Genomic DNA, 25120 nt, shown 5'->3' with positions numbered 1-25120 from the left:
TATAGTCCCTTTCATTCCGGTTCCATTTGCTGTAATTGCCGTCATTATGAAGCTGATTTATGTGTAAAGGATTCTTATTTGTTACTTTACCGGCGAGTCGAAGTCTGAACCAGATATTGCCACAGGAGAAGGTCCCTGGGTATCAGTGAACCCAGGAGACCACTCTTTGCCCTCCTTCCTCCAAATGGAAGCACGAGAACCGTCCCCATGCTTCCCGACCGTTCCTGCTGCGCCTCTATTCTACTCTTCCATAAAGCCGGACAGTTGATATCCGGTAAAAATCAGAGCTCTTCCTGAAATTATTTTTATACAAAACACATCCAACGTTTTCGTTTTAGTGTGAGATGGGGTATAAGATAAGTGAGGAATGTACAGACTTGATGCTGAGAAAAGTCTGAACAAACAGAATATAGTTCAATGATCGAGATATGGATCTGGAGGAGATTGATATGAAACTTGTAGAAGGACAGGCGGATGTAACGTGTTTTACAAAACATATATGCTCCAAACAAGATTTCCGAAGAGGAGGAACGGTCACCATTGAAAAATAAAACGGTACTTATCATTGGAGGCGGGCTCGGCGGGGTGTCGGCTGCCATTTCACTGGCGCAGGCTGGGTACGATGTATCCTTATATGAAAAAAACGATCACATTGGAGGAAAGTTGAACCGGCTGGATCAGGATGGCTTTGGATTTGATCTTGGTCCGTCCATTTTGACGATGCCCCATATTTTCGAGAAATTGTTTGCGGCCAGCGGAAAATCCATGAAGGATTATGTCCCGATTGAGAAGCTGGATCATCAATGGCGTTCCTTTTTTCCCGATGGAAATGTCATAGACTTATATGAAGATGTGAACGACATGCGAGAGAAGAACGGTTCTCTCAGTGAAAAGGACATTCGTGAATATCAGAAGCTGCTGGATTATTCGAAAACCCTCTATGATATGACGGATAAAACGTTATTTAAGCACGGTGTTGATTCCACGAGAGGGATGATGAAGCATACGGGGCTGTTCTCGGCCTTGAAGAACTTTGACCTGTTATCGACCGTACATAGATCCCTCGATAAGCGGATCAGCAACGAGCAGTTCCGGGATATGCTCTCCTATTTTATTAAATACGTAGGTTCATCCCCTTACGATGCGCCGGCCGTGATGAATATGATGATCTATATGCAGCATGACCAGGGCGTATGGTATGTTCCCGGCGGTTTGCACAAGCTCGCCGACGGCCTCGTGAAGCTGGCGGAAGAAGTCGGGGTGACCTTCCACCTTGGAAAGCCGATCGTCAAACTTGAAAAGAAGGACGGCGAAATTACCGGAGCCGTTTTGGCAGACGGAACACGCCTCACAGCAGATTACTTTGTTTCCAATATGGAGGTGATACCGGTTTACGAGCGATTGCTGGAGGAAGACAGCCATTATATTAAAAAATTAAAAAAGAAATTCGAACCGGCGAGTTCCGGTCTCGTCATGCATCTCGGCGTGAAGAAGAGCTATCCGCAGCTGCGTCATCATAATTTCTTTTTCGCCGAAAATATGAAGGCGCAGATGGAATCGATCTTCCATCGCCGTGAATTGCCAGAGGATCCCGTCATTTATCTCGTTAACGTGAATAAAACCGATCCGACACAGGCACCTGAAGGGCATGAAAATATCAAAGTGCTGCCTCATATTCCTTTTATCAGGGATGAAAATCCGTATACTCAAGCGGATTATGAACAATTCGCTGAGCGTGTCCTGATTAAATTGGAGAAAATGGGCCTCGATGGTTTGCGTGACAACATTGTCACTCGTGATATGTGGACACCGGAAGATATCAGGCGCACGTATGGCTCCGACCGCGGGGCGATTTATGGGACCGTGTCAGACAAAAAAAAGAATAAAGGATTCAAGCATCCGAAGCAGAGTGAACGCTACAACAACCTCTATTTTGTCGGGGGGACGGTGAACCCAGGCGGTGGAATGCCGATGGTTACCTTAAGCGGCCAGCTTGTAGGCGAACAAATTGTGGAGAGGGATTCATCCCTTGCCTGAAGATGATCGAGCCTTCCTGGAGACTTTACCGGAAAGGCTGGTTTTCTCGATTTCAGCCATTATAGTAGCAACACTATTGTACCTTTTAAAACAAGGGGTGATGTCATGATCGTATCACTGCCTGTCCATTGGATCATTATCACCGATATACTTGCCTGGACGTTCTTTCATCTCGCCATTTCGGCCGTCTGCTTGAAACTGCCTTTGGCATGGTTTATGAAAGACCATTTCTGGTTTCGGACGTTCTCGTTTGAACAGTCCGGAATGTTGTGGCAGCGTTTATTCCGGGTGAAGGCGTGGAAGGGACTTATTCTCGATGGCACGATTTTTCTCAAAAAGGGATACAGCAAAAAAGGGTTGCATGGGACGAAGGCGAAGGACTTGTTCGTCTTTGCGGCAGAAACGAAACGCGCGGAACTCACCCACTTGCTCTCCATTCTCCCTGCACCGCTGTTCTTCATATGGAATCCAGTATGGGCAGGATGGGTGATGATCCTGTATGCCATGGTGTTCAACCTTCCGATTATCCTGGTTCAGCGCTACAATCGGGGGCGTATATCGGCCATCACGTCAGGACTTGGCAAGGAAAGACTATTGTAAGGAAATGAGGGAATGTACATGAGTAAGAAGGTGATTGTCGTTGGGGCAGGTGTTGCGGGACTTGCCAGTGCCATCAGACTTCAGCACGCGGGGTATGAGGTGGAGTTGTTCGAAAAAGAACCCACCCCCGGGGGCAAAATGAATCAAATTAAAATGGACGGCTACACTTTTGACCTGGGGCCAAGCATCGTCATGATGCCGGAACTGTATCGGGAACTGTTCGAATTATGCGGACGTGATCCGGATGACTATATTCCAATGGAAAAATTGGATCCGATTTACCGTGCCTATTTCACGGATATTCCCGACCAGCCTTTTGATATCTCGACAGACCTTATCCAAATGACGAAGACCATCGAATCTCTCAGCGAAGAGGATACGGAAGGTTTTTTTCAATATCTGCATGAAATTTACAAACGGTTTGTCATTGCGAAGCATCATATTCTTCAAAGACCTTTCCGCAAACGATCTGATTTCTATAATTTCCCCCTCTTGAAGAAAGTGTTGCAAATGAAGCCATACGACACGGCCGACACGTTTATGGGGAGATTCATCAAGAATGAGCGGCTGAAGCAGTTAATCAGCTTTCAAACACTGTACATCGGCATTTCCCCTCTTAAAAGTCCATCTTTCTATACGATGATCCCGATGATTCAATTTTTATATGGCGTATGGTTCATCAAAGGCGGTATGTATACGATGGCCTTGGCCATGGAGAGGCTCTTCAAGGAACTTGGAGGAACCGTTCACTATGGCAAGGCTGTAGAGGAAATCTCTATTCATAACCGCAAGGCGGACGGGATTATCGTGGACGGGAAGAAAATCCCTGCTGACTACGTGGTCTGTAATGCCGACTTCCCTTATGCCATGAAACACCTGGTGAAGGACAAGGCTTCTAAAGGCAAATTCACGGATAAGAAGATCGACAGCATGAACTATTCCTGTTCCTGTTTTCTGATGTATCTCGGGATGGACCGGAAATATGAAGACGTCGATCACGTACATACGTTCATTTTTAACGAAAAGCTCAATCAGAACCTGGAGGATATTTTTGACGGAAAAAAATTAACGAATGCCTCCTTTTATGTGTACATCGCTTCAAAGAAGGATCCATCCCTTGCACCTGAGGGGAAGGATGGTCTGTACATTCTGATGCCTGTTTCAAATATAGAGACAGCCGATTATACATGGGACGAGGAAACCATTTCGTATTATCGAAGCTATATTTTAAATGAATTAAAGAAGATCCAAGGCTTCGAGAATATAGAGGATGAGATTGTCACCGAAACGTATACGACTCCACTGGATTTCGAATCGAAATTCAATGCCTATCGCGGGGCCACATTCGGCTTGCAGCCAACACTGGATCAAAGCAATCACAAACGTCCCCAAAGCAAGGCGAGCCATTGCGAGAATCTGTATTTTACCGGAAGCAGTACACATCCCGGTGCCGGTGTCCCGATCGTGTTGTTATCAGCGAGGATCACTGCCCAGGAGCTGATCCAGGATGATACAGGCCAACTGTACGACTATTCAGCTAACATACAGGCTGAACGGGGAGTGTCACATTAAGGACGTCACCCGTAGAGGAAGGAGGCAGGTTACATGACAGCTTCAGAAGTGATCAATCTCATCCTGGGAGTCTTGGGGGTTATCGTTGGCATCATTGTGTTTTGGTCCTTGCCGGTCCCAAGATTCACCTCCAAAAATACAGCGGGGGTGCCGTTTGTTTCCATCATTATCCCTGCCAGGAATGAAGAAGGCAGGATCACTCCGCTATTGAAGTCGTTACAAGAGCAGCGATTCAAGGGATTTGAAATCCTGTTAGTGGATGACGATTCCTCGGATGGTACCGTGGCTGTCGCAGAAAGGTACGGTGTCACGGTCCTGCATAATAATGGGGCAGGAAAATCATCTGCCTGCTGGCGCGGGGCCAAGGAGGCCAAAGGGAGCTGGCTGCTGTTCCTGGATGCCGATACCCGATTCATGAGTGTCGATGGATTACGTAATCTTCTACATTACTACCAGGGAAAAGGAGCCAGGGGGATCCTCGCACTGCAGCCCTATCATACCGTGGAGCGTGTGTATGAGCACCTCTCGATGGTCTTTAACATCATCGTCGTAGTAGGCATGAATCTCTTTACCGTCTGGGGATCCCGGTTCAAGGCAGCCGGCTCGTTCGGACCATGTATTCTATGTAATCGAGACGATTACTTTTTATCCGGAGGGCATGAAAAAATCGAGGGGGCCATCATGGATGATCTGGCACTGGGAGAGGCATTTCTTGATCAGCATCTTCCCGTTCGCTGCCTTGGCGGGAGAGGGATCATTTCGTTTCGCATGTATCCGGAAGGCTCGGGGAGTCTTATCGAAGGCTGGTGCAAGAGCTTTGCCGTTGGGTCCAAGTCCACTCATCCCGTCGTCATGTTGATGGTCATCCTCTGGATTACAGGGAGTTTAACCACGGCGTCTTCATTGATTTCTTCGATTATCGAGGGAAGAACCGCCGCTATGATCGTCAGTGGGGTATTGTATATCCTCTATGCGGTTCAAACAGCATGGTTTGCCCGCCGGGTCGGGGATTTTAGATGGGGGTATTTCCCTTTTTATCCGCTGTTTTTTTTGTTCTTTGCAGGGATTTTCCTTTATTCGTTTGTTCGGGTGAATGTTTTTCATTCTGTGAGGTGGAAGGGGCGGAACATCAAGGTGTGACGGATTCTGTTCTAGCTGAAATGGTGGACCATATGAATTGTTACCGCGATTTCTTGGGTATAAGACTAAGTTGAGAGCTTTTGCTTTAAGTAATGAGTAATCCTTTCTTAGATAGTGAGAGGGGGTTATTTTTTTGAAATCAGGGGTACGCTTTCCTTGTTTACAAAAGAAATAATTTACAATTTAGTTATATTGAATTATATTTGAGTATAGGAAAAAAATACTAATTTAATAGGTGGCAAACTACTTGAAAGAGTAGGACGCAAAGCTAAAGGGGCTTATTCTTATAGGATTGCCAGCCAGTTACAGCATATGAGCACGACGTCCTGTTTTTTGAGGACGTTTTTTATTTGTTGGTTAGGAGTTCAGGAGGTCGAGCATGAATCAGGATTGGGTTAAGGAACAAATGGGGACAACACATCATATCGTAGCCATCTATTTATTTCCACTGGTCATTTTTTTAGGCTATGTTCATCCCGTCATATTTGGGATAGGACTGGCGATATTCTTTCTAATTACTTCTTTTAAACTATTAAAGTCCATGTTGCTCTGGATGCTTATCTTAGGTGGAATATCCATTGTGTTACCGTTTTTAGCCCCGGTTATATTTATTGTTATGCTCATCTTGTTTTTGATGCGCATTGGGTATGTCATAAAGAATTGGAGACCTTTTCTTTCTGGAATGGTATTATACGGGATCGCCGGAGCGTTGATTGCACGTTCGACCTACTTAAGTACATATGCCTTCCTTTCAGTTGGCACGGTGATGGAAGGAGCGATTGTAAGTGTGATGGCATTTGTTGGTTTACGGTTGCTGCTGCGATGGCTTTATCACCATCATTATTCCAGTTATGGGGCATTGGGGATTATGGGGAGTGTTCCGGTCATTATCATCGCTTTCGTGTTACCTTTCCTTAAGCTGCATATTGGGGGAGATCTGTTTATGGGTGATACAGCTGTCGAGACAAAGCCTATCTCCGGAGATGCTTATACGGACATCAAGATGGATACCCCGGGGACCCAGACGAGTGTTGTTTACAGTGAGAACCACGTCCACGTGAAAGAACATGTGAGGTCAGCACCGGACGGGGACCCAACCAATAATCTTTCCTATCACGGTCCTGATAAGAAAATGCCTTCTGGTGAGTACGTGCACGTAACCGAGCATGTGAGAACCGCTCCAAACGGAGACCCCACAAACAATCTATCCTACAAGGGGCATATTTCGGAGAAGATGATCAGTGATGAATTTGCTGCAGACGTTACGTTGAAAGACCGTATTATTGAGAATACCAAAGCGTCCATACCTGGACAAGCTGCTGTAGATCGATTACTGCATGACTTGAAGAAACACCAGCAATCGTCTTAGTAACGAGGTTGGGTATGTTCAGGGAAACTCTATTTCCACAGGTAATGGAATATAAACTATGTCGGAGGGTGCGAAATGATAGTAGATAATAAACTGGAATGGATATTGGATAAGTCTCTAAGCCTGCCAGGGGTGAAAGTTTCAAGAGAAGACTTTTTAACAAACTTGTTTTCTAAACGAAAAAGTGCGTCTGAGCTGATGGATATAATGGAGAGAGGGCCATATGGTGCAGGGGTGCAAAGGAAGGAAATTGACAATTTGGCCAAATCCATCATTCAAAAAAGAACGCTGACCAGCTCGTCCTTATCATTCGGAGCCGGGTTACCGGGGGGGATAGCCATGGCAGGGACCATTCCCGGGGATATCATACAATTCTACGGGATTGCGATGAGACTCTCCCAAGAGTTGGCTTATTTGTACGGACATCATGATTTATGGTTGGAAGAACATTTGGATACAGAGAAAGCACGGGACACTCTCATCCTATTCTTAGGTGTCATGTTCGGGGTTGGAGGATCCGCTTCTGCAATTAAGTTCTTGTCCTCTGAATTCTCAAAGCAGCTAGTGAAGAAATTGCCACAAAAGGCGTTAACGAAAACTGTGTACTACCCAATTATAAAGAAAGTTGCCGCTTTCATAGGTGTCAAGATCACCAAAGAGTCTTTTGCCAAGGGACTGTCGAAAGCTATCCCTATTGTGGGAGGAGTAGTCTCCGGATCTCTCACGTATTCTACCATGAGACCGATGGGGAAAAGGCTGGCAGAAACGCTATCAGAGACCTTGGTTATGTCTGATGAAGAAGGGAAGGAAGAATTCAATGAACTGCGAAAAGAGTTTCCTGAAATCATTGATATTGAGTTTGAAGAGGTCAATTGACAATACAATATTGTCCGGAGTAACGTCCAATCATTGCATCATGATGAAAGCAGGTGAAGTAATTGTTAAATAAATTATTTGGTAACCGGTCAAAGACAGTCACTCCTGATCTATTCTCTACCCCTTCAAGAACATTCAACAGCGCGGGGCTGGATGCCGTTATGGCAGAGGCTGTTAAAGGGTTAGCGGAAAACTCTTTAAATGAAGCCTCCTTACATATTGGATTCATTCCAGAGAAGAAGCTATCCACTATCATCCGTATATATAACATAGAAGAACAAGAAATTCTTGCCGTTTACGACACAACCGTACTAAAGTCAGGGAAAGACGGTATGATGGTCGGTAAACATATGATTGGTCTAAAACATAGTTTTGATTCGGCACAGACTTTTGATTTTGAAGAACTGGTGACATCGGGGATGGATCTTCATCGAAACGCGTTACACTTGAACGACGGGAAGATCCTGGATTTAAAAAGGAGGGAGTATCTTCCGTTTTTAACAAAGCTAAAAGAGTACCTTATTTCTGAGGATGCTACTTTAAGAATGTTATATGAAACAAGAGTGGATCAAGCTTTAGAAGATATGAGGGCTTATGAGGAAGAAGGAGCGATTACTCTTGGCGAAACCGTTATGACTGAAGTGGAACGGTTATTGATTCCTTCTCATGATACAGGTAAAACGGCGATGGTTTATTACTATGGATGTATGATTGGAATGAAGCTTAAGGATTTTGAACGAAGCTATCACTATCTTTCCCTTTTAAAAGAGTTGCAGGTATGGAAAGAGGAAGATGTCATCCAATTGGAACAGGATATTGATACGAAGAAAGTTCACTTTGAATTTGAGATCATGGATGAAAGAAAGGAAAGCCTCATTTCTGAAAATCAATTCAAGGACGCACTACAAGTGATAACCCAGCAGAAAGAACTTGACGTCTTGCAAGATGAGATTTTGGAAGAAGAGATTCGTCGGGTGCTAGCGTTGGAACAAGAGTACATTCGTTCACTGGAATCCGTTCTTACTGAAAAGCTGAACCAGCAAGATTTCGCTTCCGCTATGAGCATCATTGGAGAGTTAAATGAAATAAACCCCGATGGACAGTACAAAGAGCATGAGATCCGTGCCCAGATCGGATTACTCAAATTTACTGAAGCAGAGGAAAAGATCGTTGCTCTTGATCGAACCGATTACCACTTGGCCGATCTTCTCCGCAAGTATCTTGAATCAGCAAAGGAAACGCTTATGGATACGATTCTTGATGCGGTGAAGGAAAAGAAGTATAACTTTTTCACGGATCATCCCGAGCTAAAGAATGTAAAAGATAGATGGGGCATGAACGCACTCATGTACTTTATTGTCGCCAAAGATTTGGATGGGATCAGGCTCCTGGCAGATACCTATCAACCTGACGAAAGGAACATCATCGGTCATACGGCAATGAATTTAGTGTGCATGGATTTATCTCATCCAGTCGCCGGAGAAGCAGTGAAAGCATTGGATCCTGAATTAAAGAAAATGTTGAAAACGTTTAATAGTAAGGAAAAGAAGAGTAAAGCGGGAGGCCTATTGATTAAAGGGGTGGACTCCATTAATAAAAATGTGGGAAGCATTGGAGTCATGGAAATCACCAGTAACTTAGAAGCCTCTATGAGTAATTCCCTTGAAGAATACAGACAAGAAATTCGTGACTACTTGTTGCAACTTATTGAAAACAATCATAGAGAATATGAGGAGTACCTCATTCATCCAAAGGACTACCAGAAGGAATATGAAGAACTGCTAACATCTAAAGGGAATACAGAAGAGGAGATAAAACAAACTCAAATTGACCAGCATCAGCTCGAACAATCATTTGACGAAGAGTATGTAAAGCTGAAACAATCAGTCCTCCCTGGCATCCTCCTAGAAGCTGCAAGAAGGGAGATGGGGGAAAAGGATGAATTTGAAACCACAGATGAATATAACCAACGCTTGAAACGGAAGGCAATAGAACTTGAAACATACGTGGAGGGCAATGCATATATTCAATCCAGACTTACCTAACTAAAAGAAGAATTAAAAATGTCGATGTCAAATCAGATGAAGGAAATGAAACGGACCATCTCCGCCAGACAATCTGACCTGGATACCATTATCAAAAAAATTGACAACATTAAGCCTATATTAGAATGTCCGGCAGACCGTCAAATCCTCTTGAATAGGTATTATCAACCTTATGCAGAAGGAATCAAGTTAGGAATGTACGACGCAGATACCAGCTCATTCCATATGATCATTCATGAAAACGAAAAGAACATCACTGTCCCACGCCAAATTGCCAAAGCCTTTAAACAACAAATCGACCAACTGACACCTCAATATGAAATGAAGTTTGAGAACCAAGGTGAAACTTTAACCATTCAGCATTTTTTAGTGTATATGGTGGAGGGGGAAGCGGTTCGGATACCATTTTAAGCTAAGATGGAGACGATACCCGTTCTACCCTTGAGTCGGATAGGACTATCCCCAGTAAACCCTCGAAGAACAGGGGATGGACTGTTTGCTGGTGAGTTATCGGGAGTTGTTGGAGGGGTGTTGAGTGACGAAGGGGCTGAAGTCCGATTTTGAAGGTAGGCCGAGATATCTGTCCCAATGGCTTTCCAGCAGTGGATTAACAGATGGTTGAATGAGTGGTGAAAAAAAGGTGTCTGACCCGAGTAGGTCAGACACCTTTTTGGATTTATGATGGAATGGTTTAACCAAAGAATAATCGAAGAAATGGAGTATGGATCATGGTGAGAGGGAACGCAGAGGGGGTATAAGATAACATCATAACGTTGTATAGAGTAATGACGATTACCTTTCAGCCCGATTCTCAAGGGTGAATACCCGTTTATCAATATCAGTGATTCTGGTGTTCAGATAATGAAAATCTGTTTCAGAACGTTGGTTGCCTACTTTTAACAAAGCAATGACATCTTCTGTTTGTGATATTTCAATTCTATTGACTGTTTCCTTTACCTCTTTCAAATCATTTCCGAACTCCTTGAGTTTCCCGTCGAACTCCTTCATGTTACTGTCTAATTCTTTAATGTTCCGTTGAATATCGGATAACATGTTCACGATTTGCTTGTCCATTTTTCTCACCTCCTTTTTACTATTATAGTGGATATGGATGGATGATACTACTCTGATTTTGTGTGAACGGGGATGTGTAGGGGATAGGTACATTATTCCAGATACTCATGTTTACCATCTAAGAGCCTCACTCCATGTTTTGGAGTGGGGCTTTTTTTGTAGCTGTTATTTTGAAGTATGATAGCGGGAATCTACTGTTTTCCCTTGGCTTAAAAAGGAAGCAGGAGAACCGTCCCCATGCTTCCCAAAATAAAAAAACTAAACAGTTTTAAAAAAGGTATTGTAAAGCGCTTTCAATTATCATATAATTTCAATAAATCGATTTAGTAAACCGGTTTAGTAAAACGGTTTAGGAAATGAAAGTTGGAGACTATGGAATGAAAAAAGTAACGATTGCTGATGTTGCTCAGCACGCGAATGTATCTAAGAGTACCGTTTCCCAGTACTTAAATAATCGCTTTGATTATATGAGGGAAGAAACGAAGAATCGAATAGAAGAATCCATCAAAGAACTTGGATATCGACCGAATATAGTTGCCAGAAGCCTTAAGCAGAAGTCGACGACGACGATCGGAGTAATTGTGGCGAATATTCTACATACGTTCTCGACCCAGGTGATCCGAGCGATTGAAGACACCTGCCAGGAAGCAGAGTTTCACACGATTGTCTGTAATGCAGATGATGATCCTGACAAGGAGCGGAAATATATTGAAATGCTTCGTGCCAAGCAGGTGGATGGCATCATCCTGCTGCCGACGGGGGATAACGCAGCCTTGTACAATGAGATGTTGGAGGAAGGCTATCCAATCGTGTTTGTTGACCGGACGGTGCCTGATGTACCGATTCCATCGATGCTTCTTGATAACGAGAAAGCATCAGGGATGGGAATCCAGCATTTCATCGACAGGGGGTACACGAAGATTGGCATCATCACGAATGTGATCCGGAATGTCACCCCGAGGATGGAGAGGATCAACGGCTATAAGAACACGATGAACTCCAATGGTCTCGACATCCGGGATGACTACATCAAGAGCCTCGAAGTGAGCAGGATCAGAGAAGGGGTTCACGAACTTCTATCCCTCGACGATCCCCCGAAAGCAATCCTTGCGGGAAATGATTTAACTCTCATTGAAATCTTGAAATATGTAAAAGAACATCATGTGAAGATTCCTGAAGACTTGGCGATCATTGGAATCGACGATGTGTCGTTTGCCGGTTTTTATGAGCCGGGATTGACGATCGTGTCTCAGCCCACCTTTGAAATCGGGAAGAAAGCGGCGGAATATTTATTAAATAAAATTCAGAAAAAAGAGGATCAGGAGGAGGGATTGGTGTTCCGATTTGATCCAAAGTTAATCATACGAGAATCTTGTTAGACAGAAAGGGTGTTACCCATGAATGATGTAGTGACGATAGGCGATGCGATGATCACTCTTGATCCGTCATCGACCGGTCCGATGCGGTTCGTTTCTTCTTTTGAAAGGAAAGTCGGGGGAGCTGAACTGAACTTTGCAATTGGCTGTGCAAGGCTTGGATTAAAGACGGGTTGGATCAGCCGCCTTGGGAATGATGAATTCGGAAGGCATATCTTCAACACCGTCCGCGGTGAAGGGGTGGATGTTTCCGAAGTGGAACTGGCTGATGGATATCCAACTTCCCTGAACTTCAAGGAAATCATGGGGGATGGGAGCTCACGGACCTTCTACTATAGAGACCGTTCTCCTACAACGGTGTTGACAAAGGATACCCTGAACGAAGAATTCTTGAAAAACACGAAGATCCTCCATATTACCGGGGTATTCCCGGCAGTGGATAAGACGAAGAATATCGAGCTCATCCGCCATGCGATCATCGAGGCTAAGAAGCATGGAGTGATGGTTTCTTGCGACCCGAATATCCGACTGAAACTGTGGAGTGAGGATGAAGCGAGGGACGTGCTGAGAAGCTTCCTCCCATATGTCGACATCCTTCTGACTGGAATCGAGGAAGCGGAGCTGCTTTTCGGAACATCAGACACCAGTGAAATCATCGAGCATTGTAAGCAATTCGGCATCACGCATCTGGCCATTAAGAAAGGTGAGGAAGGTTCGGTTGGATATGTGGACGGTGAATATGTTGAAGCCCCGGCTGTAAAGGCAAAAAAAGTGGTGGATACGGTAGGTGCCGGTGATGGATTCGATGCAGGATTCATTTATGGGATCCTTCAGAACTGGCCTTTGAAGAAAGCGCTTCATTTTGCGAATATCATCGGATCAATGGTTGTCAGTGTGACCGGTGATAATGAAGGGCTCCCATATTTAGAAGATGTCCTTGTCCAATTGGGTGAAAAAGAACGAGTGGAAAGATAGGGGGCTGACATGAATATACAAGTGGCGCTTGACCGCCTGACCAGGAAAGAATGCTTTCAGATTTTGGAGAAGACGGGTCCTAACGTGGATTGGATCGAGGTAGGAACCGGGGTGATTAAGGAGTACGGGATGGCGATTGTCCGTGACATCCGCGAGAAGTATCCTGATAAAATCATTGTCGCAGATATGAAAACATGCGACGCTGGTAAACATGAGACGATTCAGGCTCTTGAGGCAGGGGCGGATATCACTACTGTCATGGCGTTCTCTGCCGACAAGACGATCACCGATACTCTCGAAGTGGCTGAGTCACGAGGAAAAAGAGTGATGATCGACCTTCTGGGAGTTACCGAGAATAAGAGAGTCCGGGAATTACAGGAACTTGGTGTTTCCCTTGTCAGCCTGCACATCGGAAAAGACATGCAGGAAACGGGTGAAAGTACCGGCAGCCTGTTTGATTTGATACAAGGAATCAGCGGACTCGAGACGGCCGTTGCCGGGGGGATCACATTAGAGACGCTGCCAGGCATTGTTGAAAATAACCCTGATACGGTCATAATTGGCAGCGCAATCACAAAGGCAGCCGATCCGGCAGAGGCTGCTAGGGCGATGAAGGGACTGATCAAAAAATGAAATCAATCATCACGACGGTAGCCGGTGAAATCTCAGAAGTTTTATCAAAGGTGAATGAAGAAGAAGCGATCCATCTTTCAGAGCAGTTGAAAAAAGCCAAGCGGATCTTCGTATATGGTGAAGGCCGTTCCGGGTTGATGGGGAAAGCATTTGCCATGCGTTTGATGCACGGAGGCTTTCCGGTCTACGTCATTGGTGAAACCATTACACCGAGTATGGACAAAGGGGACCTGCTCATCGCTATTACAGGTTCGGGTTCAACAGGAGCAATAGTTCAATTTGCATCGAAAGCGAAAGATATTGGGGCGAGAGTGTTCCTCGTAACGACAAACCGGGAATCAAAGCTTGCAGGGATCAGTGACGGGATCCTGTGCATCCCCGCTGCGACAAAGTTCCGGAGAGAAGATGAACCGGAAACGATCCAGCCTCTCGGAAATCAGTTCGATCAGTCGGTCCATCTTGTCCTCGACGCGGTCATCATCGGGACACTGGATGATGGGGACACGAATGAAACCATGGCCAAACGGCATGCCAATATTGAGTAAAGGCGGTGATGAAGTGAACCCAATAGATTTTATCAAAGAAGAAGTCCTTGTGGCCGTCATCCGGGAAGCCAGTCCTCAAACGATTCTGCAGATCGCAGAAGCACTGTATGAGGGCGGAGTGAAAGTGCTCGAGATTACAGCAGAAACACCGAAATTTACAAGATTGATTGAAATGGTAAGAGAAGAAATGGACGGCAGAGTCCTGACTGGTGCAGGCACCGTCCTTGATCCGGAAACGGCACGGGCCGCAATCATGGCAGGGAGTGAATTCATCGTGTCTCCATCCTTCAATGCGGAGACGGTGAAGATGACAAAGCGCTACGGGATCCCGAGTATACCGGGAGCCCTGACACCGACGGAAATCCTGACGGCATTTGAGCTAGGGGCAGACATGATCAAGGTCTTTCCGGCCAACACATTCGGATCAGGCTATGTGAAGAGCATTCACGGTCCTTTCCCGTCGATCCCACTAATGGTGACCGGGGGGATCAATATGGATAATCTTGAAGAATATTTGGAAGCAGGGGCGTTGGCTGTCGGTCTCGGGGGCAACTTAGTAAATACAAAGCAATTGCATCGCGAAGAAGACTTTCAGCGCTTGACACAGAAAGCACGTGAATACTCGCAAATCGTTCAGAGGGTAAAGGGCGTTCAAACCATTTAATCATAATAAGGGGGAACTAGGGATGAAGAAATTTTTCTTACTTTCATTTGTATTATTGTTGACTGTTTCCGGTATTCTAGCTGGATGCGGAAGCGACGAAGCATCAGGGGGAGAAGCAGGGAAGAAAATCAAGATCGTAGCAGCTCATAACCAGACATCACCGGACAATCCATATCAAACGGGACTTTTGAAATTCAAGGAAGTCGCTGAAAGCAAATCAGACGGGGATATCGAAGTGGAAGTACACGCAGGAACAATTGGAACGGAAGAATCGGAGCTTGTTGAAAAGCTGAAGCTTGGGGGAGCGGATGTTGTACTCGTATCACCTGGTTTCATGACGCAGACAGGAATCAAGGAAATTGACCTATTGGCACTGCCTTACCTTTTCGACAGCTACAATCACTGGGAAAAGACGGTTGACGGAGAAGTCGGGGAAAAAATGGCTAAACTGATCAACGAAAAATCAAACAATGATTTCAAACTGATCGGGTACTGGTCTGCAGGTGTCAGACATTACTACGGGAAAAAGCCACTTGAAAAGATGGAAGACATTAAGGGAATGACGTTCAGAACACAGACTTCAGGTGTAGTGGCGGACTATTGGAAGAAAGTCGGTGCCATCCCGACATCGATCGCGTGGGGAGAATTATATCAGGCGCTTCAGCAAAATGTCGTCGATTCATCTGAAAACTCGTATCCATACTTTGTACAGCAGAACCATCACAAAACGGATAACGGGAAATATATCACAGAGACAGCACATGATTACACCACACGTTTCTTATTAGTGAACGGGAAAAAATTTGATTCCTATTCAAAAGAACAGCAGGATATCATCATTGAAGCAGCAAAGGCATCTGTGAAAGCGGAAAGGGAAGCCGTTTATGCACAGGAAGAGGAGTACAAACAGAAAGCCATCGATGAAGGCGCGAAAGTAAACGAAATCGACCGTGAACCATTTATCAAACTGGCAGAGCCTCTTCAAGAGAAAGCAGCTAAAGATATGGGAGCAGAAGACCTGCTTGAAAAAATTAAAAAGCTTAAGTAAACACGCTCGTTAAAAGGGAAGAGCTGATCTGTTCTTCCCTTTACTTGTGAAAGGGGGAAGACGATCATAATGATTAAGGCTCTTGAAAAAATTCAGATGACCATCGGTGCTATATTCTTACTTATCTTTTTTGCAGCCATCATGGTTCAAATCGTCACCAGACATCTTGGTATATCTGTCATTTGGACAGAAGAGGTGGCCAACTATTCGTTCATTTGGTCGGTCTTTATGGGGGCATCCGTCATGGTGAGCAAAAGGGAACATTTCAGCTTTGACTTCCTTATCGGGAAGCTTCAAGGGAAGTCGAAAGTGTCATTACTGATTGTGATTGATGCGGTTATTTTATTGTTCTCATTTGCTCTTTTCTACTATGGGGTTGAAACCGTACAGAACTTCTGGAACTACAATTGGACCTCGATCCCTGAATTGAAGATGGGATATGTATGGATTTCCATCCCCATCATGGGGGCGACCATGATGATCTACTCCGGAAGTCATTTAGTCACCAATATCAAAGCGCTTAAAGGAAGGGGGGCACAGGCATGATTGGTATAGGATTGGTTGGTTTATTTCTCATTTTGATGCTGATCGGCGTACCGATTGCCTTTGTCATCGGCATCATTGCCCTTCTTGGTATTTTCACGGTTCCTTATATTCCGGAAGTAACGGTTCCGATGAAGATGCTGAACGGGATAGACTCGTTCGTCCTGCTGGCAGTGCCGTTATTCATCCTGGCTGCCAACCTGATGAACCACGGAAAGATTTCACAAAAGCTGATCGATCTGTCGTTGACGATGGTCGGTCATATCAGGGGTGGCCTTGCTCATGCGAACATCCTGGTCTCGATGATTTTTGCAGGAGTGTCGGGAGCAGCACAGGCTGATACAGCCGGTGTCGGGAAAATCCTGATCCCGAACATGAAAAAGCAGGGATACGATACCGAAACGGCAGTCGGTGTGACGGCAGCTTCCTCCACGATCGGCGTCATCATCCCGCCGAGTATCCCGATGATCATCTTCGCCGGCTTGACGAATGCTTCTGTTGGAGCGTTGTTCCTTGGTGGAATCGTTCCCGGTGTCCTAATCGGGCTTGGTATGATGCTCTTCATTTATATCATGGCGTTGAAAAAGGGATATCCAAGATCGAAACGGGCGACATTCAGTGAATTCTTCAAACTGGTGTATGAAACGGTGCCTGCTCTGGTCACGCCGATCATCATTATCGGGGGAATCATCTCAGGGTTCTTCACCCCGACGGAAGCCGCAGCCGTTGCGTGCTTATACACGTTACTAATCTGTATGTTTTTCTATAAAACATTGAAACTATCGGACCTTCCAAAAATCATCAAAGATACACTGGCACTAAGCTCGCTGTCACTGTTTGCCCTTGCGGCTGCAAGTGCACTGGGTGAGTTGATGAGCTATTATCAATTATCGGTAAAAGCACAGGAATTCTTCGTGAACAACGTTGGGACAGAATGGGTCTTCATCTTGATCATCATTGCATTCTTCCTGTTCGTCGGTACGTTCATGGACGCGATTCCGGCCATGATCCTATTCGTACCGGTCATCCTGCCGACGGCCAATCTATTCGGAATGGAGCCGGTGCATTTAGGACTGATCGTGGTCATGACGCTCGCAATCGGACTCGTCACCCCTCCTTACGGGTTATGTCTGTTGCTGGCAGCGAAAATAGGCAAACTCAGCATCGAGAAATCCTTCTCAGCTGTCATGCCATATATATTGATTGTCCTCGTCGTCTTATTGTTCGTCGCATTTTTACCGGAAGTGGCATTTTATCTTCCGAAATTAATTAACCCAAGCTTATTCTGATGAGCTGCTTAGATATAAAAAGGAGAGTGGATCGCAATGGTGAAAAGAGAAGTGTTAAGCAGTGAAGGCTCCATGATGCTCGTAAAGGTGGAACTGGCGGAAGGATTCGTCGGCGATATCGACCAGCATCCGGAAGAACAATTAAGTTTCATTGAAAAAGGGCAAGTGGAATTCGAGGTCGATGGAGAAAAAAGAATCCTGAATCAAGGGGATACGCAGTATATCCCATCGAGCATCCAGCATCGGGTGAAGGTACTCGAGGAATGTGTGATTCTGGATATGTTCTCGCCGATTCGGAAGGACTTGCTGTAGGGATAAGGTAGTTGAGCTTCACTCCAAGTTTGGGAGTGAGGCTTTTTTTGTTTTTATGACGGTTCTGCTGCTCGCTTTGCTCAAAAAAGAAGCATGAGAACCGCCCCCATGCTTTCCTAAAATATAATATAGAGATTACGAAGAAATTCACTTACACTAAAAGAGGCGAGTTTGAAACTGCAGTAACAAAATTAAAAAGGGGAATCGACAACGGATGAAAAAGAAAATCCTATTTATTCTCACGGCCATTTTAATCATTTTCTTCTTATTATTCGGCACGTTTAAATTGATGAATGCAAGAACGTTTCAATTATTCGGAGGGCTGACAGAAAAAGTGGAAACCGATCAAAAAGTGGTTGCTTTAACGTTTGATGACGGCCCAACTGAGAATGTGGATGACATCACCGCATTGTTAAAGAAGTATGATATCAAGGCGACTTTCTTTCTGATCGGGAATGAAATGGAAGAGAATCCTGAAGAGGCGGAGAAACTAGTAGAAGAAGGGCATCAAATCGGAAATCATACGTATACTCATCATCGAATGATTTTGAAATCACCTTCGTTCATTAAAGAAGAAATCGAAAAAACGGACGATCTCATTCGAGAAGCGGGTTATACAGGAGAAATTGACTTTCGGCCGCCGAACGGGAAAAAGATTGTAGGCCTGCCTTATTATTTATCCAAGCATAATCGAGACACCATTATGTGGAATATCGAACCGGATACGTTTTATGCGGATGCTGATGATAAAATTGAATATGTGAACGACAATATCGCACCGGGTTCCATTATTTTACTACATGCCATGTATGACGAAACGGGTGAGGAAATGAAAGCCCTTGAAGGAATCATTCAGTCATTGTCAGAACAAGGATATACATTTGTCACGGTTAATGAGCTTCAGGAATTGAAGGGTAACTAGGAAGCAGGAGAACCGTCCCCATGCTTCCTGCTCAATCTATCTTTGCTTTGTTTAATAGTATTTTTAAAGTAAATCCAATTATTAATCCAGGAATGACGCAGAACATGGGAAACCATACTGATCCCAATAGTATTCCGAAGATTTTCGCTTGTGCTGAGTACATTATTCCGACTGTTACAAGTAATGCGGAACTGACGAATGGAAGATAAGAGTAAGGTTTTTCTCCTCCACCTGCGTCTTTAAAGGCATCCCACATCGCGAAGAAGTATAAACAGGGATAAAACATAAGCCACTGATAATTGGTATGTGATACTGCATCCTCTATATTTCCAATGAAACTCAAGCGGATGATTTCATTAAAGTTGGCCATTACGTTAATCACAAATTCCAATCCAATAAAGAGAATTCCTTTGACAAGCCGTCCATTTAATAATTGTGAAAATCCAGGCAGGGCTATACTCCATAATATACTCTCAATGATTTTATCTTTTTTTTTCATCTCTATCCATCATTTGTTTTTCGCCAAGTCACTATGATCTGTTGCCAGAGGGGGCTGTTCCATCCACTCTTTTTCTATTAGGAGATTCATGCCGTCTTCAGCTAACAGTCCAATTTCTGCAATCATTTTAGCGTAACTCGCCGCCAGGTCCCTTCTTTGGCTTACAGACATTGCCTCACCGTAATACCCAATGGCAGAAGAGAGTAATGCCGTGACATGAAACAACATCAGTTTATCAGAAAAAGGAGGAGTTGTTGAATCAGTCACCTCCGTCTCAAATGTCTGGGGAACATGTAAATTATCTTCCGTTAACATAGAAGATAATACTTTGTAGTGGTCATTACATAGCTGCCTGGACCGTTCCATGTAATTCCTGACTTCTTTCGATTTAGCCACTTGACTGAAGCCTAATTCAAGGACAGTCTTCACCATTGTTTTCTGCAAATTCAGATAGGTACCGCTTATTTCTACTGCACTTATCGGTCTGCGTTTTCCTAACCAACCAGTCAGGAAGTTTTGTTTCTTTATAAACTCAACTTTTTGGTGATTGTTAAAAGTAGGTGGTTTGCCAATAATCCCTTTATGTGTAAGAACTTTAGTAGACCTATCATACAATTCCAACGTTTCCTTTATAACCCCGATAAAATATTCCCTCTGATCTTCCCGAATGACATTTCCTAATGCGCCAGCATATCTAGTTAGTCCGTGAATAGCCATGATATGTAAATATACAATGACATAGGTATCTGTAAATAAAGGAGGGGCATCAACGGTAACATCCTCATCTGTAAATCCTTTTGGTATGGGATACCCTTCTGTTGTTAGGAAGTCTCCAGCCTTTTGAAGATGTCTTTCTGTAAGTTCAAAGGCATATTGGAGCAACTGAGTAATATCCGGGTCTTGAACATAATGATGGAAATGACGAAACATACAGTGTGCTAAGCTATCATTCACATATTGTGTCCAAAGATTTGCGAGTTCTGATGCACTGATCTTAGTGTGGTGATTGTTGATTTCCATTTACATACCTCCAGTAATTGGTCGTGCATAGTTTATCCCAAAGGATCTTGTTTAATGATTACAATCTGAGGAGCGAATGTATTCAATCATGAAGACGGTTCTCACAACTAGCTAAAACCATATATTCTCCTCTATAAGACTGACCAGGTCCCATCCTAGATCCGTCCCAATGCTTCCATGGTACAATTATAAAAAAGGGCCGAGCTGCCTGTCCCGGTGGCTCGCTCAAATGATCAAAACAATACAACAGAGGTGTCCCATATCATGAGCTGGAAGGTAAAGAGCTTTAATGAACTAACAACCCACGAGCTATACGAAATTTTACAAGTAAGGACCCAGGTTTTTGTCGTGGAACAGGAATGCGCCTACCTGGAAGTCGATGGGAAAGATGTGCACGCCCATCATCTATATAAGGAAGAAAACGGTGAGGTGGTTGCTTATGCCAGACTTTTGCCGGCAGGTGTATCATACAAAGAGCCGTCCATCGGGAGAGTCCTTGTGAAGGAGGAACATCGTCGGAGGGGGTTCGCAAGCGAGCTGGTGGAAAGAGGATTGGCTTTCATTCACGGTGAGTGGGGGGAGCAACCGGTGAAGATCCAGGCTCAGGAATATTTGCGGGAGTTCTATGGGTCATTTGGATTCAGGGCGATAACGGAAACCTATCTGGATGATGGGATTCCTCATATTGATATGATCTTGCAGAAACCTACGAGTTAAAACATGCTAAACAAGCCACGGAACAGGTCACGTGGCTTGTTTAGGTTGACCATAAGCGTACCTATGCTTTTAAAAAATTTTCTAAAGCGATATGAAGGCTGGAGGTTACAGCGATCCTGGAAGAGTCGATTCCAAGGTTGGTCATGGTCTGGGCGATTTCGGGTCTGATTCCGGATAGGATGGTTTCGATTCCAATCAGGGATAGGGCATCCACTACCTTGAAGATGCGGTCTGCTACCATCGTATCGATGATTGGAACGCCGGATAGGTCAATCACCATGTATTCCAGGGCTAATTCGTTCCCTTTTGAAAGGGCTTTATCCATCAGTTCCTGTGCTCTTTCTGTGTCAATGTCACCGATTAAAGGGAGAACTCCCACTTGTTTCGTTATTTTGATGACCGGGATGGATAACTCGAGCGCTGTCGCTTCTGCCGCGTTGATCCATGTATAAAATCTTCTTGTATACGACATGGTCAGCCAATGTACGGCCCTGTCCACCACTGCATCAAAGTCAGAGATCAGGTCATAGAATTGATCAAATGACATATCGAATTTTGAAGCTTCCTCTTTTATGATTTGTCCGATTAAATTCCGATAATCCCTCACTTCATCGAGGGCCACTTCCAAAGGAAGATTGAAGTTAACGAGTGTATCGACCGCTTCAGACCCCCACTCCTTCAACTGTTCGAAGGCCGTGTCCAGGTCACTCTCAATCGATTTTGCATACATATCAATAATATCCTCACGCCAGCTATGAAGCTTGGATTCTATGTTTCGGTACTCGCTTGACCGTAAATTATCCTTTTGTACAATGAGCTCTTGTTTCTGGCTCAATACTTTTTCGCAGATTGCTTTCGTATAGGTTTGTCTGCCTTGATCGATCATGTGCGTAACAGCTCTCCTTTCACTATGATTTCCAACTATATTTTAACATAGTGGAAGGTGAAAGTAGGAAGGGAACGTATGGGATGGGGGAGAGGGGCAGACGCGGGAGAAGGGCTGTTTGTAGGAATTGCAAAGGGATTCGTGAAGTAATGTGGCTGATTTGCCACTTATTTTTGACCGTTAAGTGGGGACGGATCCGCCTCTACTTTTTCCCCTCGGTTCATCTGAAAAGTAGGGTGAGAAGAACGAAATCGCTATCGCGATGGCTTAAAAGATTCCTTCCAACTAAAAAAAGGCAAAAAAAATGAAAAAGTATGTTCTTTTGTGGTATTGTTTAATCGCCAAACCAAACAATCCTTAGAAAGAAAATACTTTTTCATATGCCTATTATATCATCGAATTCCTCATATTTGTATACCCTTATTCTTATTACCAGAAATCGCCCACCTCCATAGAGTAGATGAATGTCCATTTATCTATTATTCTAGGAGGCTATTTACGTGGATTATCAGCAGAAAATTGAACTTTACTTCGAACTTAAAGGAACACCGGAATCCTCGAGGGAGTCCTATAGGCGGAGAATGAAGGCGTTTGTTTCGTTTATGGAAAAGCAAAATAAAAAAATCTCTGACACAACAGAAGAGGATATTCAACAATACATCCTTTTTCTGAAACAAGTGAAAGGACTCACCCCGGGGACGATTAACAACTACATTTCTTCGATTAAATTCTTCTACACTTACGTGTTAGAAAAGGAATGGAACCCAAACAAACTTCCCAGGATGAAAAGAATCAAAAAGTTCCCTGTCGTTCCACCTAGGGAAGATGTCCTTAGACTTATCAACTCCTGTCGAAACATTAAGCATAAGGCCATTTTCTATTTAATCTATAGTAGTGGGCTTCGCGTAAGCGAAGTCGCCCAACTGAAGATCAAGGATATATGTAGTAAATCCATGAGTATCCGGGTTGACGATGCCAAGCATAATACGAACCGATATACCATCCTATCAGAATCAGCACTTATCGTGCTTCGAGAGTATTTCAAAGCTTCTTTCAAAGGGAGACCCTTCAAACCGGACGATTGGTTATTCCCTAGTAGTAAAAATTCCTCGGGACACATTCATATTAAAACAATTAAAAACACCATCATTAAACAGCGGGATAAGATAGAGTTGGACACTACTATTTCGTCTCATACGTTAAGACACTGTTTTTCGACTCATTCTTTGGAAGATGGGGTTGACCCTGTATACATTCAACAGATGCTTGGTCATAAAAACCTTAATACGACACTTGCTTATTTACACATGACCTCAAAAAGTTTGATGGGCGTTAAAAGTCCTTTAGATAATCTGGGAAAAGACCAACGATGAGTACGGTTCAAGAACTGTTTCATACCTTCTATCCGACTTACAAAGAAACATATAAACTCTCTATGGAACAAGCAAAGGCAGCCACAAACATGATGAACTGCCGGACCGCCGCCATGGGTGGACATTCTTACGAATGTGAGTCCTGTAGTCATTCCTTAGTACGGTATAATTCCTGCCGAAATCGGCATTGTACCCTATGCCAGGGAGTAAATAAGGATATTTGGGTCGATCAACGAAAAAAAGATATTCTCGATGCCCCTTATTTTCATGTCGTGTTTACGATGCCGGAACAGCTACATATGTTGATCTACCATAATCAGAAACTCCTTTATGATTTAATGTACAAAGCTGTCGCCGAAACGCTAACCGAACTGGCAGGTGATAAAAAGTACTTGGGAGCACAGATTGGGTTTTTCTCTGTTTTACACACCTGGGGGCAAAACCTTCATTATCACCCTCACATCCATACCGTTGTATTGGCCGGTGGACTAAATGATCGAAATCAGTGGCGCCGTTCAAGTGAGAAATTCTTTATTCCAGTGAAGGTACTGTCTAAAAAGTTTCGGGGAAAGTATCTCTATTACCTGAAACAATACTATCAACAGAAACAATTGAGATTCTTTAACGAGTCCAAGAAGTATCAAGATGCGAAGTCTTTTCAAGCATTGATCGATGAGTGTTACCAAAAAGATTGGTATAGCTATATGAAAAGGACCTTCTCAGGACCTATCGCCGTCATGGAGTACCTTGGTCGTTACACTCATCGAATTGCCATTTCTAATAATCGTATTGTCTCAGCCAACGATCAATCGGTCACGATTCAAGTGAAGGATTATAAACGTAACAATCAAAAAAAGACCGTAACCCTGAAGGGTGTAGAATTTCTCCGTCGCTTTCTCATGCATATTCTACCGAAGGGATTTGTGAAGATTAGACACTATGGCCTCTTGGCTAACCGGAATAAAAAGACCAAGCTGAAACTCTGTCGAAAGCTAACGAAGAGCCCTACGTATAAACCATTATTTGAAGGATTAAGCAAGATTGAAATTCTTTCTATTCTTATCAAAAAGGATGTTTCCCTCTGTCCTTCCTGTAAAAAAGCACATTTAACAGAGGCTATACCATGATTGTAAACAACCGAATATCTTCTTTGAAAAGCCTCTTAAGTGGGGAGGGGGAACCTATACTCTTCACAGTCCCGGAAGGGATTTAGTTTACTCTTTCCCCGGAAAAACATCAAAAAACAGGAAGATTTCGTTACCGATCAGCCGATTGAAATTCCATAGCTGGGGACCGCGACTTCCTTCTTCCTGGCAATCAAAAATTTTGCGTGCGTTCTTATTACAAATATAAAGTGAAAAGATCCAACTAGATTATTACCCTAGTTGGATCTTTTTGCGCGCAAAACTTCCGATTGACCCCTTTAAGAACCGTCCCCCTGCTTCCCCCGCTTCCCTTGACTTTCCACCGAAATTTTATTATCGTTATAAAAAACCACATACGATTTTCATATTCGTATAACTCCAATAATATGGTTTGGAGGTCTCTACCAGGAACCAGAAAATCCTGATTACGAAGAAGGTACAGTTCGGTGTATTTTCTTCG

25 protein-coding genes and 2 riboswitches are annotated in these 25120 nt (G+C 44.0%); of the genes, 21 read left to right on the top strand and 4 right to left on the bottom strand.

The window, feature by feature from the left end:
- The first annotated feature begins 540 nt into the window (after positions 1-540).
- The 8 genes from ATG71_RS22600 (at position 541) to ATG71_RS22565 (ending at position 10050) form a co-directional block, all read left to right on the top strand.
- On the top strand, positions 541-2037 hold the full coding sequence (locus tag ATG71_RS22600; RefSeq protein WP_098441602.1) for a phytoene desaturase family protein: 1497 nt from the start codon (positions 541-543) through the stop codon (positions 2035-2037).
- 105 nt (positions 2038-2142) lie between these two features.
- The gene (locus ATG71_RS22595) at positions 2143-2637 is read left to right on the top strand and encodes a glycosyl-4,4'-diaponeurosporenoate acyltransferase CrtO family protein (protein WP_098441601.1); all 495 of its coding nucleotides are present in this window, start codon (positions 2143-2145) and stop codon (positions 2635-2637) included.
- Positions 2638-2655: 18 nt separating this feature from the next.
- Positions 2656-4209, top strand: coding sequence for a phytoene desaturase family protein (locus tag ATG71_RS22590; protein WP_098441600.1), 1554 nt, complete (start codon positions 2656-2658; stop codon positions 4207-4209).
- Positions 4210-4242: 33 nt separating this feature from the next.
- Positions 4243-5349 (top strand): glycosyltransferase, encoded by a 1107-nt coding sequence (locus ATG71_RS22585; RefSeq protein ID WP_098441599.1) that lies wholly within the window; start codon positions 4243-4245, stop codon positions 5347-5349.
- 227 nt (positions 5350-5576) lie between these two features.
- A riboswitch (cyclic di-GMP riboswitch) is annotated at positions 5577-5660 on the top strand.
- Positions 5661-5728: 68 nt separating this feature from the next.
- The gene (locus ATG71_RS22580; protein WP_098441598.1) at positions 5729-6718 is read left to right on the top strand and encodes a hypothetical protein; all 990 of its coding nucleotides are present in this window, start codon (positions 5729-5731) and stop codon (positions 6716-6718) included.
- 75 nt (positions 6719-6793) lie between these two features.
- The gene (locus ATG71_RS22575; RefSeq protein WP_098441597.1) at positions 6794-7594 is read left to right on the top strand and encodes a bacteriochlorophyll 4-vinyl reductase; all 801 of its coding nucleotides are present in this window, start codon (positions 6794-6796) and stop codon (positions 7592-7594) included.
- Positions 7595-7656: 62 nt separating this feature from the next.
- Positions 7657-9639 carry a hypothetical protein gene (locus tag ATG71_RS22570; protein ID WP_142953512.1) on the top strand — a complete coding sequence of 661 codons (1983 nt, stop codon included), beginning with the start codon at positions 7657-7659 and terminating at the stop codon, positions 9637-9639.
- An 18-nt stretch (positions 9640-9657) separates the two neighbouring features.
- On the top strand, positions 9658-10050 hold the full coding sequence (locus tag ATG71_RS22565; protein ID WP_098441595.1) for a hypothetical protein: 393 nt from the start codon (positions 9658-9660) through the stop codon (positions 10048-10050).
- A 381-nt stretch (positions 10051-10431) separates the two neighbouring features.
- Here ATG71_RS22565 and ATG71_RS22560 read toward each other — a convergent pair whose 3' ends face one another.
- A complete protein-coding gene (locus ATG71_RS22560) occupies positions 10432-10713 on the bottom strand; it encodes a hypothetical protein (RefSeq protein ID WP_098441594.1) in 282 nt (93 codons plus the stop codon).
- A 377-nt stretch (positions 10714-11090) separates the two neighbouring features.
- Here ATG71_RS22560 and ATG71_RS22555 point away from each other — a divergent pair, with 377 nt between their 5' ends.
- From ATG71_RS22555 to ATG71_RS22510, 10 genes are all read left to right on the top strand, one after another.
- On the top strand, positions 11091-12092 hold the full coding sequence (locus ATG71_RS22555) for a LacI family DNA-binding transcriptional regulator (RefSeq protein WP_098441593.1): 1002 nt from the start codon (positions 11091-11093) through the stop codon (positions 12090-12092).
- Positions 12093-12110: 18 nt separating this feature from the next.
- Complete coding sequence (locus ATG71_RS22550) at positions 12111-13064, top strand: sugar kinase (protein ID WP_098441592.1); 954 nt, start codon at positions 12111-12113, stop codon at positions 13062-13064.
- Positions 13065-13073: 9 nt separating this feature from the next.
- Positions 13074-13697: a 3-hexulose-6-phosphate synthase gene (gene hxlA / locus ATG71_RS22545; protein ID WP_098441591.1), complete on the top strand. Its 624-nt coding sequence runs from the start codon at positions 13074-13076 to the stop codon at positions 13695-13697.
- On the top strand, positions 13694-14242 hold the full coding sequence (gene hxlB / locus ATG71_RS22540; protein ID WP_098441590.1) for a 6-phospho-3-hexuloisomerase: 549 nt from the start codon (positions 13694-13696) through the stop codon (positions 14240-14242). The genes hxlA and hxlB overlap by 4 nt, the downstream gene beginning before the upstream one ends.
- The gene (locus ATG71_RS22535) at positions 14205-14906 is read left to right on the top strand and encodes a bifunctional 4-hydroxy-2-oxoglutarate aldolase/2-dehydro-3-deoxy-phosphogluconate aldolase (RefSeq protein ID WP_286163099.1); all 702 of its coding nucleotides are present in this window, start codon (positions 14205-14207) and stop codon (positions 14904-14906) included. The genes hxlB and ATG71_RS22535 overlap by 38 nt, the downstream gene beginning before the upstream one ends.
- Positions 14907-14928: 22 nt before the next feature.
- The gene (locus ATG71_RS22530) at positions 14929-15954 is read left to right on the top strand and encodes a TRAP transporter substrate-binding protein (RefSeq protein ID WP_098441589.1); all 1026 of its coding nucleotides are present in this window, start codon (positions 14929-14931) and stop codon (positions 15952-15954) included.
- A 69-nt stretch (positions 15955-16023) separates the two neighbouring features.
- Positions 16024-16500: a TRAP transporter small permease gene (locus tag ATG71_RS22525; RefSeq protein WP_098441588.1), complete on the top strand. Its 477-nt coding sequence runs from the start codon at positions 16024-16026 to the stop codon at positions 16498-16500.
- On the top strand, positions 16497-17786 hold the full coding sequence (locus ATG71_RS22520) for a TRAP transporter large permease (RefSeq protein WP_179886616.1): 1290 nt from the start codon (positions 16497-16499) through the stop codon (positions 17784-17786). The genes ATG71_RS22525 and ATG71_RS22520 overlap by 4 nt, the downstream gene beginning before the upstream one ends.
- Before the next feature lie 36 nt (positions 17787-17822).
- Positions 17823-18098, top strand: coding sequence for a cupin domain-containing protein (locus ATG71_RS22515; protein ID WP_098441587.1), 276 nt, complete (start codon positions 17823-17825; stop codon positions 18096-18098).
- Positions 18099-18312: 214 nt separating this feature from the next.
- Positions 18313-19020 (top strand): polysaccharide deacetylase family protein, encoded by a 708-nt coding sequence (locus tag ATG71_RS22510; protein ID WP_098441586.1) that lies wholly within the window; start codon positions 18313-18315, stop codon positions 19018-19020.
- Between the two features lie 31 nt (positions 19021-19051).
- Here the strand turns inward: ATG71_RS22510 and ATG71_RS22505 are convergent, their stop codons facing one another.
- On the bottom strand, positions 19052-19519 hold the full coding sequence (locus ATG71_RS22505; protein WP_098441585.1) for a hypothetical protein: 468 nt from the start codon (positions 19517-19519) through the stop codon (positions 19052-19054).
- A 9-nt stretch (positions 19520-19528) separates the two neighbouring features.
- Positions 19529-20539: a DUF3231 family protein gene (locus ATG71_RS22500; RefSeq protein WP_098441584.1), complete on the bottom strand. Its 1011-nt coding sequence runs from the start codon at positions 20537-20539 to the stop codon at positions 19529-19531.
- A 264-nt stretch (positions 20540-20803) separates the two neighbouring features.
- On the opposite strand from ATG71_RS22500, the gene ATG71_RS22495 reads away from it, so the two are divergent.
- Entirely contained in the window at positions 20804-21256 is a 453-nt protein-coding gene (locus tag ATG71_RS22495; RefSeq protein ID WP_098441583.1) for a GNAT family N-acetyltransferase, read from the top strand.
- 61 nt (positions 21257-21317) lie between these two features.
- Here the strand turns inward: ATG71_RS22495 and ATG71_RS22490 are convergent, their stop codons facing one another.
- Positions 21318-22142 (bottom strand): STAS domain-containing protein, encoded by an 825-nt coding sequence (locus tag ATG71_RS22490; RefSeq protein ID WP_098441582.1) that lies wholly within the window; start codon positions 22140-22142, stop codon positions 21318-21320.
- A gap of 500 nt (positions 22143-22642) precedes the next feature.
- On the opposite strand from ATG71_RS22490, the gene ATG71_RS22485 reads away from it, so the two are divergent.
- Complete coding sequence (locus tag ATG71_RS22485) at positions 22643-23515, top strand: tyrosine-type recombinase/integrase (protein ID WP_286162935.1); 873 nt, start codon at positions 22643-22645, stop codon at positions 23513-23515.
- Positions 23512-24642: an IS91 family transposase gene (locus ATG71_RS22480; protein WP_098438931.1), complete on the top strand. Its 1131-nt coding sequence runs from the start codon at positions 23512-23514 to the stop codon at positions 24640-24642. The genes ATG71_RS22485 and ATG71_RS22480 overlap by 4 nt, the downstream gene beginning before the upstream one ends.
- A 366-nt stretch (positions 24643-25008) precedes the next feature.
- Positions 25009-25108, top strand: a riboswitch (purine riboswitch).
- The last annotated feature ends 12 nt before the right edge of the window (positions 25109-25120 follow it).

The organism is Bacillus sp. es.034, from assembly GCF_002563655.1.
GTDB lineage: Bacteria > Bacillota > Bacilli > Bacillales > Bacillaceae_B > Rossellomorea.
This window is presented reverse-complemented; position numbering and strand designations above follow the sequence as displayed.